The organism is Kingella sp. (in: b-proteobacteria) (genome assembly GCF_030527935.1).
In the GTDB taxonomy this organism is placed as follows: domain Bacteria; phylum Pseudomonadota; class Gammaproteobacteria; order Burkholderiales; family Neisseriaceae; genus Kingella_B.
The window spans coordinates 1-15,804 of sequence record NZ_JAUMZV010000049.1 but is presented as its reverse complement, the minus strand read 5'-3'; the positions used below and the strand labels follow the sequence as shown (position 1 = coordinate 15,804).

General features: G+C 54.3%; 13 protein-coding genes and 1 pseudogene. 5 read left to right on the top strand and 9 right to left on the bottom strand.

From position 1 onward, the window contains the following. Positions 1–76 precede the first annotated feature (76 nt). The 3 genes and pseudogenes from glnD to Q4A85_RS12015 form a co-directional block, all read right to left on the bottom strand. Positions 77–2,641, bottom strand: coding sequence for a [protein-PII] uridylyltransferase (glnD, locus tag Q4A85_RS12025; RefSeq protein ID WP_303110677.1), 2,565 nt, complete (start codon positions 2,639–2,641; stop codon positions 77–79). A 32-nt stretch (positions 2,642–2,673) separates the two neighbouring features. Further along, positions 2,674–2,931, bottom strand: a pseudogene (locus Q4A85_RS12020) (type II toxin-antitoxin system YafQ family toxin); the annotation flags it as partial. Positions 2,932–2,937: 6 nt separating this feature from the next. Then, positions 2,938–3,222, bottom strand: a complete 285-nt coding sequence (locus Q4A85_RS12015) for a type II toxin-antitoxin system RelB/DinJ family antitoxin (protein WP_303110675.1) — start codon at positions 3,220–3,222, stop codon at positions 2,938–2,940. Between the two features lie 161 nt (positions 3,223–3,383). On the opposite strand from Q4A85_RS12015, the gene Q4A85_RS12010 reads away from it, so the two are divergent. The 3 genes from Q4A85_RS12010 (at position 3,384) to Q4A85_RS12000 (ending at position 6,906) form a co-directional block, all read left to right on the top strand. Further along, positions 3,384–5,912, top strand: coding sequence for an AsmA family protein (locus tag Q4A85_RS12010; protein ID WP_303110673.1), 2,529 nt, complete (start codon positions 3,384–3,386; stop codon positions 5,910–5,912). A gap of 100 nt (positions 5,913–6,012) precedes the next feature. Beyond that, positions 6,013–6,498 (top strand): DUF2004 domain-containing protein, encoded by a 486-nt coding sequence (locus tag Q4A85_RS12005; RefSeq protein WP_303110671.1) that lies wholly within the window; start codon positions 6,013–6,015, stop codon positions 6,496–6,498. 36 nt (positions 6,499–6,534) lie between these two features. Beyond that, positions 6,535–6,906: a branched-chain amino acid transport system II carrier protein gene (locus tag Q4A85_RS12000; RefSeq protein WP_368500218.1), complete on the top strand. Its 372-nt coding sequence runs from the start codon at positions 6,535–6,537 to the stop codon at positions 6,904–6,906. Between the two features lie 409 nt (positions 6,907–7,315). On the opposite strand, the gene Q4A85_RS11995 is transcribed toward Q4A85_RS12000, so the two are convergent. From Q4A85_RS11995 to dapC, 6 genes are all read right to left on the bottom strand, one after another. Next, positions 7,316–7,456: a hypothetical protein gene (locus Q4A85_RS11995; RefSeq protein WP_303110669.1), complete on the bottom strand. Its 141-nt coding sequence runs from the start codon at positions 7,454–7,456 to the stop codon at positions 7,316–7,318. Between the two features lie 2 nt (positions 7,457–7,458). Beyond that, on the bottom strand, positions 7,459–7,968 hold the full coding sequence (locus tag Q4A85_RS11990; protein WP_303110667.1) for a hypothetical protein: 510 nt from the start codon (positions 7,966–7,968) through the stop codon (positions 7,459–7,461). A gap of 26 nt (positions 7,969–7,994) precedes the next feature. Continuing rightward, positions 7,995–8,798: a serine O-acetyltransferase gene (cysE, locus tag Q4A85_RS11985; protein ID WP_303110665.1), complete on the bottom strand. Its 804-nt coding sequence runs from the start codon at positions 8,796–8,798 to the stop codon at positions 7,995–7,997. Positions 8,799–8,955: 157 nt separating this feature from the next. Beyond that, positions 8,956–10,734 (bottom strand): dihydrolipoyl dehydrogenase, encoded by a 1,779-nt coding sequence (gene lpdA, locus Q4A85_RS11980; protein ID WP_303110663.1) that lies wholly within the window; start codon positions 10,732–10,734, stop codon positions 8,956–8,958. A 132-nt stretch (positions 10,735–10,866) separates the two neighbouring features. Then, positions 10,867–11,634: a ferredoxin--NADP reductase gene (locus Q4A85_RS11975; RefSeq protein WP_303110661.1), complete on the bottom strand. Its 768-nt coding sequence runs from the start codon at positions 11,632–11,634 to the stop codon at positions 10,867–10,869. Between the two features lie 238 nt (positions 11,635–11,872). Continuing rightward, positions 11,873–13,066 (bottom strand): succinyldiaminopimelate transaminase, encoded by a 1,194-nt coding sequence (dapC, locus tag Q4A85_RS11970; RefSeq protein WP_303110660.1) that lies wholly within the window; start codon positions 13,064–13,066, stop codon positions 11,873–11,875. A 467-nt stretch (positions 13,067–13,533) separates the two neighbouring features. Between dapC and nrdG the strand changes: the two genes are divergently transcribed. Together nrdG and nrdD are read left to right on the top strand one after the other, a co-directional pair. After that, positions 13,534–14,004 carry an anaerobic ribonucleoside-triphosphate reductase activating protein gene (nrdG, locus tag Q4A85_RS11965; protein WP_303110679.1) on the top strand — a complete coding sequence of 157 codons (471 nt, stop codon included), beginning with the start codon at positions 13,534–13,536 and terminating at the stop codon, positions 14,002–14,004. A gap of 129 nt (positions 14,005–14,133) precedes the next feature. Further along, on the top strand, positions 14,134–15,804 hold a 1,671-nt coding region (gene nrdD, locus Q4A85_RS11960; RefSeq protein ID WP_303110658.1), incomplete at its 3' end, for an anaerobic ribonucleoside-triphosphate reductase.

Here is a 15,804-nt window from a genome sequence, read left to right as displayed (position 1 = left end):
AGGCTTATTTTTCCCAAACTGTTGTGTAAACAACGCGGTTGATTTCTACACCTTAGGCGCGGTAAACATTGACTGCTTACGCCATCGCGGCAAGCAAATCGCGTTTGAGTGCGAACTCTTTGCTGGGGTTGTTAAGTTCGCTGTTTTCTACCAGAAAGCTGTCTTCGGCGCGGTCGGCTAGGGTGGCGATTTTGGCGTAGAACAGGCGGATGTTGTGTTGGGCGAAGACTTCGGTTAGGTCGGCGAGCAGGTGGGGGCGGTTGGCGGCGATGATTTGGATGGTGTAGCGGTGGGGTGCTTCTTCGGGCTGGATGCTGACGCTGAGGGCGAGCGGCAGCAGGCGGGCGCGGCGGCTGGGTTGGGTTTTGTGTGGGGCAAAGGTGGGGATGTTGCCGTGGGCAAATTGGGTAAGCTGGGCTTGCAGGGTGTCGCGCAGCTGGTGCAGTTCTTCGCTGCTGTGGTGGGGCGGGGGGGTAAGGATGAAGTTGTCTAAAATGAAATCGTGGGTGGTGATGAAGGCGCGGGCGGCGACGATGTCAAACTGGTGTTGCCCGAATAGGCGGCATAGGCGGGTGAACAGTCGGTCTTGGTTGGGCATATAGACGAGTATGCGCCAGTTGCCGTTGTCTTCGGGGGTTGCGCTGGCGTGGGGTTGGTGGGGCTGGGCGGCGATTTGGGGGAGTTGGCGGGCGATGGTTGGGCTGTTGTGGCGGGCGAAGTAGGCCGCGCCCAGTGCGTTGAATAGGCTGCGGATGGCTTTGGGGCTGTGGTTTTGTTGGGTGAGAATTTGGTTGGCGTGTTGGTAGCGGTCGTGGATGCTGGTGGTTTTCAGGCTGCCTGATAGTTGGGCGCGGGTGGTGTGGTAAAGCTGGTCTAGCAGTTGGGCTTTCCATGCGTTCCAGATTTTGGGGTTGGTGGCGCGGATGTCGCAGACGGTGAGCAGGTAGAGTGAGTCTAGTTTTTCTTGGCTTTGCACGCGCTGGGCGAATTTTTGGATGATGGCGGGGTCGCTGATGTCTTCTTTTTGCGCGGTTTGCGACATGAGCAGGTGTTCGCGCACGAGCCATGTGAGCAAGTCGCTGTCGTGTGGATTGAGCTGGTGGGCTTGGGCGAATTGGGCGGCATCTTGTGCGCCAAGCTGGGCGTGGTCGCCGCCGCGTCCTTTGGCGATGTCGTGGAATAGGGCGGCGAGATAGAGTATGGGCTGCTTGGGGTGGTGTTGCATTAGGGTGGAAAGGGCGGGGTTTTCGTGGCTGTGTTCTTCTTGGGCGAGACGGCGCAGGTGGGCTAGGGTGGTGAGAATGTGGTCATCCACGGGGTAGATGTGGTAAAGGTCGTGTTGCAAGAGCCCAACGATGTTGTGCCATTGGGGCAGGTAGCGGGCGAGTATGCCGTAGAGATTGAGCAGGCGCAGGGTGTGGGTGAGCCCTTCGCCTGTGTGGAAAAATTGGAGAAATTGGGCGCGGTTGGCGGGGTTTTGCTGGAAGCGGCGGTCTAGCTTTTGCGCGGCTGCCCACCATGCGCGTAGGGTTTTAGGGGCGATGTGGCTGATGCTGCGGTGGGTTTGCAGGATGTGGGCAAGGGTGAAGATGTGTTCGGGTTGCTCGGTGAACAGGGTAAGATGGCGGGCGGCTAGGGTGTGGTTGATTTGGTCGTAGTGTTCGTTGATGGGGCGGATGATGCGGGGCAGGGGGGAGTAGATGCGTTCGCGCAGCATGGGGATAAGGATGCCGCTGAGTTGCTGGATGGTTTTGGTGGTGCGGTAGTAGGCGTGCATTAGGTGTTCTACACTCGTTTTCAGGCTGCCTTGGGGATGATGGTTTGCCAGATTAAGGCAGCCTGAAAATGGATTTTGCTGGGCTAGGGTGTGTTGTAGGTCAAAAATCAGGCGGTCTTCTTCGCGCTGGGCAGCAAGGTGTAGGGCGATGCGCAGCTGGGCGAGCGTGCGGTGGCTGTGGCGCAGCAGCTTGGTTTCGGCGTGGGTGATGATGGGCTGGATGGCGGGCGATGGCGTGGCTAGGTTGAGATTTTGCACGCGGGCAAGCCAGTTGATAACGTGCAAATCGCGCAAACCACCGATGCCGTTTTTGATGTGCGGTTCTAGCGTTTGGCTGGGCTGCTTGGCGTGGCGTTGCTGCATTTCCAGCAGTTTGCTTTCTATGAAAGGGACGATTTCGCGCTGCTGCTGGGCGGTGTGGATGGCTTGTTGCGCGAGCGCGATGTTGCCGCAAAGCGGGCGGGCTTCTAGCAGGGCGGTGCTGGTGGTTAGGTTGTCTTGCGCGTCTTGCAGGATTTGTTTCAGGCTGCCTGATTGCGGCGCGGGGGCGAGTTTGCCGTCCCACAGCGTTTGGATAAATTGGGCGATGGCTGCTTGCTCGCGCTCGGTGAGTTCGGCGGGGGAAAGTATGGCGATGTCTAAATCGGAATGGGGATAGAGTTCGCCGCGCCCGTAGCCGCCTGTGGCGAGCAGGCAAAGATGGGGGCAGCCTGAAAAATGCTGTTGCCACAGGGCGATGAGCAGCGCATCGGCGGCGGCGGTGTGGCGGCGGAAATAGCGATAGGGGCGATGGTCGCGCTGGAAAGATTGCGCAGCGGCAAGGGCGGCGGCGCGGTAGGCGGCGAATGGGGTTTCAGGCTGCATGGTGGGCTTTCGTTGCAAGTGGGCGGCGGTTATCAGCCAAACAATTCTGAATGCGAACCCAGCCGCGCTAAATGCAATTCTTGTTCACGGATAGCGTATATCAACAGCAAATCGGGTTTGATATGGCATTCGCGGTAATCGCTTAAATCGCCTTTGAGCGGATGGTCGCGGTATTTTTCGGGCAGCGGAATGTCGTTGAGTAGGCTATGCGACACTTCCGCCCATTCGGCAGTCAGCAAATCGGCAAAATTTTTCTTGGCTTCGCGTTTGAACTGGCTGGTGGCAACAAGTTTTTCTCACGCTTGTTGCTCCTGAACATCGCGCATCATTTCTTCTAAACTGTTGTATCGTTTAGCAGTTTTAAACTCTTTGCGGGCGGCGATTAAACTTTGGCGCGTGGCTTCGTTGTGGTTTTCGGCGGCTTTGTAGTCAAAAGACAGCGGTACGGTGCGCGTGTCGGCGACTTGGTTTAAAAACAGCTTAATCGCTTGCGATGGCGATAAACCATAGCTTTCAAACACCGCAAAGGCGCGTTCGCGCAGGTTGTCATCCAAACGAATATTGTAGTTGGTCGTTGCCATAGGGTTTCCTTTTGTGCATTGGTATTACATTTATTGGGCGATTATAAGGCTTTGTGTTTACAGCAGCAAACAATAGGCAGCCTGAAATGGGCTTTACTGGTTTTCAGGCTGCCCTATTTAAAACAGGTTCTTAACCACCCCCGCCAGCAAAATTTGCTAAAATGCCAACCTTTCTCGTTTCCAGCCCGCCACTCATGTATTCCTTGCCCAAATTCCACTTTTCCCCCGCACACTGGCGCATCAGCCGCATGGCTTTGGTTGCGTGCTTGATTGTGGCGGGCGTGTATTTGGGCGGCTCGGCGGCGTTGTATCGCGTATCCGAACACGAAGCCTTGCAGCAACGCGCCCGCGAAGCCCTAGCAGGCACAAGGCGCAATGTGCAATTTGATGCGCACATTGAGCGCAGCCTGTTTCCACGCCCCACCATCATCTTGCACAACGTGGTGCTCAGCGAAGCCGATGGCAAAGCCCCCGCCCTGCGCGCGCAAGAAGTCAAAATTGGCATCGGTTGGAGCAGCCTAATCAGCGAGCCGACCATTGAAAAACTGGTGCTCAACGATGTCAACGCACTGTTGGTGCGCAACAACCAAGGGCGTTGGAACATCGCCGATTTATGGCAAACCCGCAACCAACGCCCCGCCGTGTTCAATCGCGTGCAAATCAACCGTGGCAGCCTAATCGTGCGCGATGCCGAGCAAGGCGAATTTGCATTCAGCCAAATCAACCTTGCCCTATCGCGCCAAAACGCCACCACCATCAGCTACCAGCTAGAAGCCCACGCCCATTCGCCCTATTGGGAAAACCTGCAACTCACCGCCACAGGCGACACCATCAGCAGCCCCAACAGCCAGCAATTCCCCAAGCTCGCCGTCAAATTCAACGGCAAAGAAAACGGCTACACCTTTTCAGGAAGCCTGAAAACCAACACCGCATGGCAAGAGCAAGACTTCATCGCCGAAAACAGCAAGCTAGAAATCGCCAGCCATCGCCACAACAGCACCTTCAACATCAGCATCACCAAGCTCGCCAGCCGCTATGGCGACACCAAGCTCACAGGCATCAACGCCGTGTTCACCGCCCCCAGCCATCCCAACCATCCCACAGGCACACTCGCCGCCGCCCAAGCCCAATGGCAAGACAACGAGCTGCGCAGCAACGAAATCAACCTAGACCTAAACACCCGCAACAGCCAACAAGACAATTTAGACATCAACGCCAAATCCGAGCTGGTTTGGCGCAATGCCAGCGGCGCGCAATTCAACAAACTCAAATTCATCAGCACCCAAACCACCCCCCAAGGCACGCCCCGTTTCGCCAGCGAAATGGAAGGTAGCCTGAATTTTGCCAACCTTGCCAACTGGCACATCCAACTGCAAGGCTTATTTGACAAACAGCCCGCCAACATCGCGCTGAGCCGCAACGAAAACCACATCACAGGCAGCCTGAAAATCGCCAAACTCAACACCAAAAACTACGCCACGCTCATCCAAAACAACCCCAACACCCGCGACATCAGCCAAATCTTCCCCGCTGCCCCGCTCACCTATCAAATCAACACCGACATCAACACCCTAGAAACCCCCCGCGCCCAAATAGACAACATCCACGCCAGCATCAACGCCAACGCCGACTCCATCATCATCGCCCCGCTCACCGCCGACCTATACAGCGGGCACACTGACGGCAGCCTAATCATCCAAAACCGTACCCCCATCGCCTACCAATTCCACCAAAAAGCCGAAGGCGTGCAAATCCATCCCCTGCTGCAAGATTTGTTCCAACAAAGCCGCATCAGCGGCAAAGGCACCACCGAGTTCGCCCTAACCGCGCAAGGCAGCAGCCCAGACGAAATACTCGCCAGCCTAAACGGCAGCGTGAAACTGGATATTAACGATGGCGAATGGTCAGGCATCAGCCCCAACCGCATCCGCAACCTGTTAGTGGGCATCGGCAACAGCACGCCCGAAGCCGAAGCCGCCGCCATGCCGTTTAGCCATTTTGTGTTTGAAGCCAAAGTGCAAAACGGCATCAGCAACCACACCGCCCAAGCCACGCTCACCCAGCCCGCCGCCACCATGACCAGCAGCGGCAAGCTCAACCTTGCTAACAACGAAATCAGCGAAGACATCCAATTCAAAGGCAACGCCGACAGCCAACCCCTGCCCATACGCGTTAGCGGTAAAATGGACAACCCCAGCGTGAGCCTAAATTTCCAACAAATCACATCAGGCAGCACCACCGCCGAAGAAAAGCAAAAAGCCATCAGCAACGCCTTAAAACAACAATGGCAATGGTTTATCGCCCAGCCCAACACGCAGCCTGAAAATGACAACCCCGCGCTCGCCGCATCGCAGCCCGCGTCCGCCAAAACTGCGCCCACCAAAGTTGCCCCCAAACCCGTGCGCAAGCCAGCCACCCCAGCCATCACCGCGACCGAACAACCCGAAAACCGCAACGAAGCCAAACACGAGCCGCGCATCGTCTTGCCCAAAGCCAAGCCTGCCGCCAAGCCCATAAGGCAGCCTGAAAAAGCCAAAGCCAGCGACAAAGCCACAAGGCAGCCTGAAAAAGCCCAGCCCAAAGCCAGCGAAAAAACCACCACCAAGCCAACAAGGCAGCCTGAAAAAGCCAAAACCAACAGCAAACCCAACGGCAAGCAAGCCGAAAAAGCCCCCGCCAAGAAAAAATAAGCAGCCATTGACACGCCAGCCATCGCCAGCGTTTCCTGATTTTCAGGCTGCCCCACCCCATCACCGCTTCCCCCCAACCGCCAACCAAAGGAGCAACAAAATGGCAACACTCAACCACCCCTATTTTGGATTATTAGACAGCGACACGCTGGCAGACGAAGTAGATGTGCTGTGGGAGCACGATGTAGCGTTAAACGGACACGCCATCAACGCCCAAATTTGGGCCGCCGCCGAAAGCGAGCTAGATGCCACCGAGCTAGACCAGTTCGCCCAACGCCTGCAAAACCTTGCCGAGCTAGACCAACGCGCCCGCGCCGCCTTGCAAAAATATCTGGCAGACGACGACAGCTATCTCACCCACCACCGCGAAGAAATGGAAGGCGGCGACGCGCTGCCCACCACTCCCGCCGCCTTTGTCGCCGCCATGACGCTCAACGGCATCGCCCTGTGGCACCAAGACCCATTTGACGAAGGCAGCGGCCCGCTGGTGTTGGACTACATGATAGACCCCGACCACAGCGACGAAATTCTCGCCGTTTCCGCCACCGGCGCTGGCGAAATTGAAGAAATTAACTGGGAGAGTTGAACGGATTCCTGCTCGTGGTAGGCAGCGAAACGCCTTATTTTCACGCTGATTTCGCTGCTGCTGGTCAACGTGGGCTTATCCGCCATGATTAAATTTGCCGTGCCCGCGCTGATGCTGCTGTATCCCATGACTATGGTATTGATTATGCTAACCTTTTTGAACAATCTGTTTGACGGGTGGCGGCTGGTGTACGCCATCACCATTTTGGGCACGCTGCCCGTTGCGCTGGTGGACGGCTGGCGCACGCTGCACAGCCTGCTGGCAGGCGGCGACGATGCGTGGATTATGCAGCTAGACGGTATGCTGAAAATCAATCTACCGCTGTATTCCTACGGGCTGGGCTGGATTTTGCCTTCTGCCGTAGCGTTTGTGATGAGCGTGATTTTGAGCAAGGTGATTAAGAAATAAATGGATTGAATAAGAGAACGGCTGCTTGGGATAGGCAGCCGTTTTTTTTGTTTGGGCAGCTTGAAAAATAATAACTGCCGTCATTCCCGCGCAGGCGGGAATCTTGTTTGATGTTTTAAAATTGAATTAAAAACAAGCTGTTATTTAACAAAACCAATATTCCCGCCTACGCGGGAATGACGGAGTTTACTATTTCTTATTGTGTTTTTGGTTTTGCCAAGGTTGCATTTTATGAACGCGGGTGCGATAGGTAGGCAGCCTGAAAATGGGCTCGCGTGGGGTGGAGGGGCTTGCTCCTGCTCATGGTAGGCGACGAAACGCCTGCTCTGGCAAAAGATTGGCGATGCGAAAAGGCAGCCTGAAAATGAGTTTACTTGATAAAAGCGTATGAACCCATTTTCAGGCTGCCTTAAACCGCGCCGCGATACAAATCATCATACATCGCCTTCATCTCATCCCATTCCGCCCGCGCCATGGTTTCGCCATAGCGCGACCAATGCGGCACGGCTTCATAGCAATCAAAATCATCGGGATACAAAAATCCACTCAATTTCAGCGGCTTGGGGAACGACAGTTGCCACGGGTTTTCCAGTAAATCTGCCGCTTTGAGCAAAATGCGGCAACGGCGGCGCAGGCTTTGCCAATCCGCGCCGTGGCAAAAGCCTTCGCGTGAGGTGTTTGCATACAAATTGCCCAAAAAGGCAGCCTGAAAACGCTCGCTAAACAGACGCGGTTGCCAGCGGTCGCAGCGTTCATAGCGTTCGCCACCGATGCCGTATAAATTTGCCAACAGGGGTAACAGCTCAAACGAATACAGCCCGATGCAAACGAATACAGCCCGATGCAAACGAATAATTGGTAAATCGGGTTGATAATCAAATGGTTGTAATACGTATCCAGCGTTACGGCTTGATAATGCGCTTCGGGCGGCACGGGTACGATGCGGCGTAGGTAGAAATGTTCTAGCTGTTTTTCGGGCGGCAGTTGCACGAAGTTCATTAGGAAATAGGCTTCGTATAATTCGTGGGCGGAGTCGCGTTTGCTGGGCATGGCAGCGGGCATGGGGTTTCCTTTGGGTTTCAGGCTGCCTATATCATAAATGTGTAGTCATCGGTGTTGAACGATTGCTCCATGTCTTCGGCGGGCACATTGTGCGATGCACCCACGGTTTTGGCTGGCACGCCGACCATGGTGGTTTGCGCGTCCACATCGCGGATGACCACGCTGCCCGCGCCGATTTTGGCGCAGTTGCCGATGCGGATGTTGCCGAGTATGGAAGCGTTTGCGCCTATCATCACGCCGTCGCCCACCTTGGGATGGCGGTCGCCGCTTTGTTTGCCCGAGCCGCCCAGCGTTACGCCATGCAGCAAGGAAATGTCGTTGCCCAGCACGGCGGTTTCGCCGATAACGATGCCTGTGCCGTGGTCAAACATGATGCCATGCCCAAACACGGCGGCAGGGTGGATGTCCACGCCAAACACTTCGCTGGCGCGGTTTTGCAGAAAATAGGCAAGCGTTTGTCGATTGTTGTTCCACAGCCAATGGTTGATGCGGTGCGATTGGATGGCGTGATAGCCTTTGAAATAGAGCAACGGCAGGCAATATTGGTCGCAGGCGGGGTCGCGGTCGTAGCAGGCGGCAACATCGGCAACGGCGGCTTCCACGATGTCGGGGCTGTTTTCTAGCACGCGCATAAAAGTTTCGTAGAGCGCGCGCGCGTCCATGGTGCTACTGGATAGCTTGCTGGATAGATGAAAGGCGAGCACGCGGGCAAAGCTGTCGTGGCGCAACACGGTGAGATGCAAAAAGCTGGCGAGCATCGGCTCGGATTGCGCGGCTTGGGCAACTTCTTGGCAGATGGCTTGCCATAGGGTGTGTTGGTTGATGGGCATGGTGTTCAGGGGCTTAAAAAAGGGGGGATGGTACGTTGTTTTGCGGGATTGATAAAGGGTTTTCAGGCTGCCTTTGATGAAGAAACAAACAAGGCAGCCTGAAAACGGTATTCACCCATTTTCAGGCTGCCTTTTAAGCCATCAAAGCATCAAGTGACTATTTTTTGGCTTTCTTTTGTGGTGGCAAGTCGGTGCAAGTGCCGTTTGCCACTTCGGCTGCCATGCCGATGGATTCGCCTAATGTTGGGTGGGGGTGGATGGTGCTGCCAATATCCACCGCATCGCAGCCCATTTCAATCGCCAAGCAGATTTCGCCAATCATATCGCCAGCGTGTGTGCCCACAATACCGCCGCCGATAATCAAGCCTGTTTCCGCGTCAAAAATCAGTTTGGTGAAGCCTTCATCGCGGCCATTGGCAATGGCGCGACCTGATGCTGCCCAAGGGAACACAGATTTGGTGATTTTGATGCCATCGCGTTTGGCGATTTCTTCGGTAACACCCACCCAAGCCACTTCGGGGTCGGTGTACGCCACCCCTGGAATCACACGCGCGTCAAAGTAAGCTTTGTGTCCCGCGCAGTTTTCAGCGGCAACGTGCGCTTCGTGCACCGCTTTGTGCGCCAACATGGGTTGTCCCACCACGTCGCCGATGGCGTAGATGTGTGGCACATTGGTACGCTGTTGTTTGTCCACTTCAATAAAGCCGCGCTCAGTTACTGCCACGCCTGCTTTTTCGGCAGAGCAGAGTTTGCCGTTGGGCGCGCGACCTGCGGCAACCAATACCAAATCGTAGCGTTGTGGCTCTTTGGGGGCTTTTTCGCCTTCAAAGGTAACGTAGATACCATCGGCTTTGGCTTCAACGGCAACGGTTTTGGTGCTGGTCATGATGTTGTCAAAGCGATGGGCGTTCATTTTTTCCCATACTTTTTCCAAATCGCGGTCTGCGCCTTGCATCAAACCGTCCATCATTTCTACCACGTCTAAACGTGCGCCCAAGGTGCTGTACACTGTGCCCATTTCCAAGCCGATGATGCCGCCGCCGATAATCAGCATACGTTCGGGCACTTGGCGTAATTCCAGCGCGCCGGTTGAATCCACAATGCGTGGGTCTTCGGGGATAAACGGCAGTTTCACCACGCGGCTGCCCACGGCGATAATCGCGTTTTTGAAGGCAACGGTTTTTTTCTCGCCTGTTTCTTTGGCTTGTTCGTATTGAGCCGATTCGGTTAAAGCCACTTCAATGTGGTTCGCGCCCACAAATTGCCCGTTACCGCGAATGATGTCCACTTTGCGAGCTTTTGCCATGCCAGCCAAGCCACCTGTTAATTTGGCGATGACTTTTTCTTTGTAGCTACGCAAGCCGTTGATGTCAATTTCGGGTTCGTTGAATTTGATGCCGTTGGCAGCAAGGTGTTTCACTTCGTCAATCACGGCTGCGTTGTGCAACAGGGCTTTGGATGGAATGCAGCCCACGTTCAAGCATACGCCGCCGAGTGTGCTGTATTGCTCAATCAGGGCAACTTTTAAGCCTTCATCGGCAGCGGCAAAGGCAGCAGAGTAGCCACCTGGCCCACCGCCCAACACGACTACATCGTATTCGGCATCAGCAGAGCCAGCAAATTGCGCGGCTTGGGGCGCGGGCGTTGCGGCTTTGGGGGCTTCGGCTGCGGCAGCTTTGGGGGCTTCGGTGGCTGCACCTGCGGCTTCCACCACGGCAATCACGCCACCTTCTGAAATTTTGTCGCCCACTTTCACTTTCACTTCTTTGATGACACCAGCAGCTTCGGCAGGCACATCCATAGTGGCTTTGTCTGTTTCCAGTGTAATCAAAGTTTGTTCTACGGCAACGCTGTCGCCCACTTTGATTTCTACGGCAATGATGTCCACATTTTCGTGTCCGCCAATATCGGGCACTTTCAGCTCAACTAAACTCATACTAAACCTTTCTTGTCTGGTTTCTCGTGTTTACAAAATAATTCAGGCGGCAGCCTGAAAAGAAATAACGGGGCGCATTATACGCTATTTATAGGGGCGGCGTGGGGTTGGATTGGTTGATGCGTGTCAATTCTAAAACCCATTCTCCATCATAATTTGCCCTGGGATTTTGTTGCGGTGCATGGCGAAACCTTGTTCCAACAGGGCTTTGAATGTGTCTTGCACCATGCTGGGGTTGCCGCAGAGCATAAAGCGGCTGCGCTCTTTGCTAAATCTAAGCTGGAATGCTTGGCTTAAACTGCCGTTGCGCAGGCTTTCAGGCAGCCTGAAATGCAGTCGCTCGCTGTCTGTTTCGCGCGTGGTAATCGGCACAAAGCGCAGTTTGCTGTGATACTCGCCCACCAGCGGATGCTCGGCAAGCTGGGCGATGTAGTCGTTAAAAATCAAATCGCTGTTGTGCGACACGCTGTGGGCAAGGGCAAGCGTGTCAAAGCGTTGCCAGATTTCAGGCTGCTGAATAATGGAAAGAAACGGCGCAATGCCCGAGCCTGTGCACAGCATGATTAAATCGTTGCCATCGGGAAAACGCTCGGGCAGGAAGAAGCCTTGCGCGGTTTTGTCCAGCAGGATGCTGTCGCCCGCTTGCATGGCGGCGAGTTTGGCGGACATTTCGCCATCGGGAATCAGGATGGCGAAAAATTCCAGCGTGTCGGCGTATTCGGCGGAAGTGATGGAATATGCTCGCCAAATGTAGCCCGCGCCTTGGGTAAAGCCCAAGCGGGCGAATTGCCCTGCGGCGAAGCGGAAACTTTCGGGGCGGGTGGTGGCGAAAGTGATGTGGGTTTTGCTGTGGTGTTTCACCCAAAGGATTTGTTCGGTGCTGTATTTGTTTTCTTGCATGATGATGTGTCTGGATATAAGGCAGTCTGAAAGTGGTGTAGCGCGGTTTTCAGGCTGCCTAATGTTGATAAATAAGGTGGATTAAATACCAAACGATGCTTTCAGGCTGCCTACCGCAAATAGGCAGCCTGAAAACGCTTTTACGCCTGATATAGTCGTTTCACACAGTCTTAGACAAGGCGGCGAGCCGCAGATAGTACAAGTAGTACAGCAAGGCGAGCCAACGTAGTATAAGGGCTTAATTGGAACGACTATACCAAGCCACCATACGCTGCGCCGCTTCTACGCATTTTTCTATTTCATCTACCAAGGCAATGCGCACATAGCCTTTACCGGGGTTGCCGTGCACGGTGTCGCGGGCGAAGAAGCGTCCGGGCAACACCTGCACGCCTGTGGCGCGGTATAACTCTTGCGTGAAGCGCAAATCGTCGCCATCGGGGATGGGCAGCCAAATGTAGAACGAAGCCTGCGGCATGGTTACGCTGAATTTTTGCCGCAAAATTGGCACCACGCGGTCAAATTTTTGCTGATAGGCGCGGCGGTTGGCTTCAACGTGGGCTTCATCGTTCCAAGCGGCGATACTGGCGCGTTGCACAGGCAGGCTCATCGCGCTGCCGTGGTAGGTGCGATACAGCAAAAATGGTTTGAGCAATTTTTCATCGCCCGCCACAAAGCCTGAGCGCAAGCTAGGCGCGTTGGAGCGTTTGGATAGGCTGGTGAACATGATGATGTTGTCAAACGTGCGCCCCAATTCGGCGGCGGCTTGCAGGCAGCCGATGGGTTTGTGTCCGTCAAAATAGATTTCGGCATAGCATTCATCGGAAGCGATGATGAAGCCGTATTTATCTTGCAATTCAAATAATTGCGCCCAATCATCGCGCGTTAGCACGCTGCCTGTGGGGTTATCGGGCGAGCAAACGAAAACGATTTGGCAACGCGCCCATTTGTCGGCGGGCACGCTGTGCCAATCGGGCAAAAAGCGCGGCGCGGTGGTGTTGGCGTACACAATTTCGCCGTTGCCCAAAATCGTTGCGCCTTCGTAGATTTGGTAAAACGGATTGGGCGACACCACCACAGGCTTCTCGCTGGCAACAGGGTCTAACGCAGCCTGAACAAAGGAAAACAACGCTTCGCGGCTGCCCAATATCGGCAAAATTTGCGTGTCGGGGTTCAGCGTTAAGCCATCGTAACGGCGATGCAACCAATTGGCGCAGGCTTGGCGCAGCTCGGGCAAGCCCAGCGCGGCGGGATATTTGGACAGCTCGGGCAGCGCGGCAATCAGCGCATCGGTGAGCACGGGCGGCGTGGGATGTTTGGGCTCGCCGATGTAAAGCGGGATTTCGCTGATGCCATCGGGTGGCGCAATGCCTTGCATGGCTTCGCGCAGGCGGGCGAATGGATAGGGGTGAAGTTGATTGAGATGGCTGTTCATGGGTTATCCTTGTGGTGTGGGCAGCGCGGGATGGTGTTTTAGGTTGCGGCGTTTCAGGCTGTATCAAAAGAGACGGCATTATAAAGCGTTTTCGCCGTGCGGCTCTACTTCGCAGGGCAGGCAGCCTGAAAACCCGTTTGCATCATTTTCAAATAAATCGCTTGATAAACAATATATTGCGCTTGCTTATTCTACAATAGAACGAACCCGCCATCCGCCATTTGGCAGCCTGAAAATGAAAACGCGCGGCGCAAATTTGTTTTCCATATTTTCCGCAACTTAGCAAACATTCGTAATTTACGAATGTTTAAATTTGATGTGCGTCAATTTTTGTAACCGCGATTAGGCATAAACTTCGTTCCGTTTTCACCCTAAGCCCAATGGCTTTTAGGGCAATTTTTTACTTTGTCCTATTGGTTATCTTTATGGATGTAATTTGGCTTCACTATAAAAATGCGCCGTCTGTGCTGCCGCCGCTGCGCTTTACGCGCGAAGAAATTGTGTGGCAGGAAGTGCCTAATGAAGTGTCGTTGGCGTTTTTGCTTTCAGGCTGCCCTTTGCGTTGCGTGGGCTGCCATAGCGCGGATTCGTGGAAAGCGGGCTTGGGTGAAGCGTTGTCGGTGGCGTATTTGCGCGAGCGGCTGCGGCGTTATGCGGGCTTACTTACTTGCGTTTTGTTTTTGGGCGGCGAATGGCAGCCTGAAAATCTGTTGGCTTTGCTGCGGGTGGCGCGTGATGAATTTGGCTTGAAAACGTGTTTATACACGGGCTTGGAGCGCGATGAAGTGCCGCCGATGTTGTTGCCCGAATTGTCGTTTTTGAAAACGGGGCGATGGCTGCCCGAGCGCGGCGGGCTGGATAATCCGAACACCAATCAGCGGTTTACCGATTTGCAAACAGGCGAAGATTTAACGGCGTTGTTTTGGCGGCGGCAATAGATTTCAGGCAGCCTGATGTGGTTTCAGGCTGCCTATTGGTAAATCACAATAAAAACAGTTTCCCCTGCTGTTGCCCTGTTAGGCAGCCTGAAAAGGGCAGCAGCGTTTTTTCAACCACTCACTCACACATTGGAGAACATCATGCTTCGGCTGTATCCCGAACAAATCCAATCCAAACTTGACTTTATTCAACACTATATGGCGGCGCACAACGCGGCAGACGGCTCAACCATGGATGCCAACGCCAACGTTACCCATAAAAACATCGCCACGTTGGAAAGCGAGTTGCTCAAAGACGTTTTCGTGCAAATTAACCGCGCCCAAGTGTCGCGCAAAATTGGCGAATTATTTGGCGATGATTTGGCGCGCGAATATGTACGCCAAATTGAAGCGCACGAGATTTATGTGCACGATGAAACCAGCCTGAAACCTTATTGCGTGTCGGTAACCATGTATCCTTTCTTGCGCGATGGGCTCACCAAATTGGGCGGCGAATCGCGCGCGCCGCAGCATTTGGCATCGTTTTGCGGCTCGTTTATCAATTTTGTGTTTGCCGTGAGCGCGCAATTTGCAGGCGCGGTGGCAACGGTTGAATTTATTACTTATTTTGACTACTTCGCCCGCAAAGATTTTGGCAACGATTATTTAACCACCCACCGCAGCGAGATTGAAAACGCCTTGCAGCAAGTGGTGTATAGCATCAACCAGCCCGCCGCCGCGCGGGGTTATCAAAGCGTGTTCTGGAATATTTCGCTGTATGACCGCTATTATTTTGACGCGATGTTTGGCGATTTTGTGTTCCCCGATTTCACCAAGCCCGTGTGGGCAAGCGTGTCGCGTTTGCAAAAATTTTTCCTAAATTGGTTCAACCAAGAGCGCAACAAAGCGGTGCTCACCTTCCCCGTGGTAACCGCCGCCATGCTCACCGACCACGGCAAATGCAAAGACGGCGAGTTTGCCGACACGCTGGCGCACGAATTAAGCGTGGGCAATTCGTTTTTTGTGTACCAATCCGACAACCCCGATTCGCTGGCATCTTGCTGCCGACTGCGCAACCAAATTGAAGACAGCACCTTTTCCTACTCGCTCGGCGCAGGCGGCGTGGCAACGGGTTCAATCAACGTGATTACCATCAACATGAATCGCTTGGTGCAAGATGGGCGCGACCTTGCCGCCGAAGTGGACAAAATCCACCGCTATCAATACGCCTACCGCAAGTTGATGGAAGAATACCAAGCCGCTGGGCTGCTGCCTGTTTACGATGCGGGCTTTATCTCGCTGGACAAGCAATTTTTAACCATCGGCATCAACGGCATGGTGGAAGCCGCCGAAAGCCAAGGCATTCAGGCTGCCTATACGCCCGAATATGTGGATTTTGTGCAATCGCGGCTCAAAATTATTTTTGAAGCCAACAAAGCCGCCAATGCCAAATACGGCGTGAAATTCAACACCGAATTTGTGCCCGCCGAAAACTTGGGCGTGAAAAACGCCAAATGGGATAAGGCAGACGGCTATTTTGTGCCACGCGATTGCTATAACTCTTATTTTTATGTGGTGGAAGACGACCAAACCAACGCGCTGGATAAATTCCTGCTGCACGGGCGCGAGTTGATAGACTGGCTGGACGGCGGCTCGGCGTTGCATTTGAATTTAGACGAAGCCCTGCCGCAATCAGGCTTTCGCGCCTTGCTGGATATTGCCGCCAAAACAGGCTGCAACTATTTTTGCACCAATGTGAAAATCACCATTTGCAACGAGTGCGAACACATAGACAAACGCACGCTCGCCCAATGCAGCGCG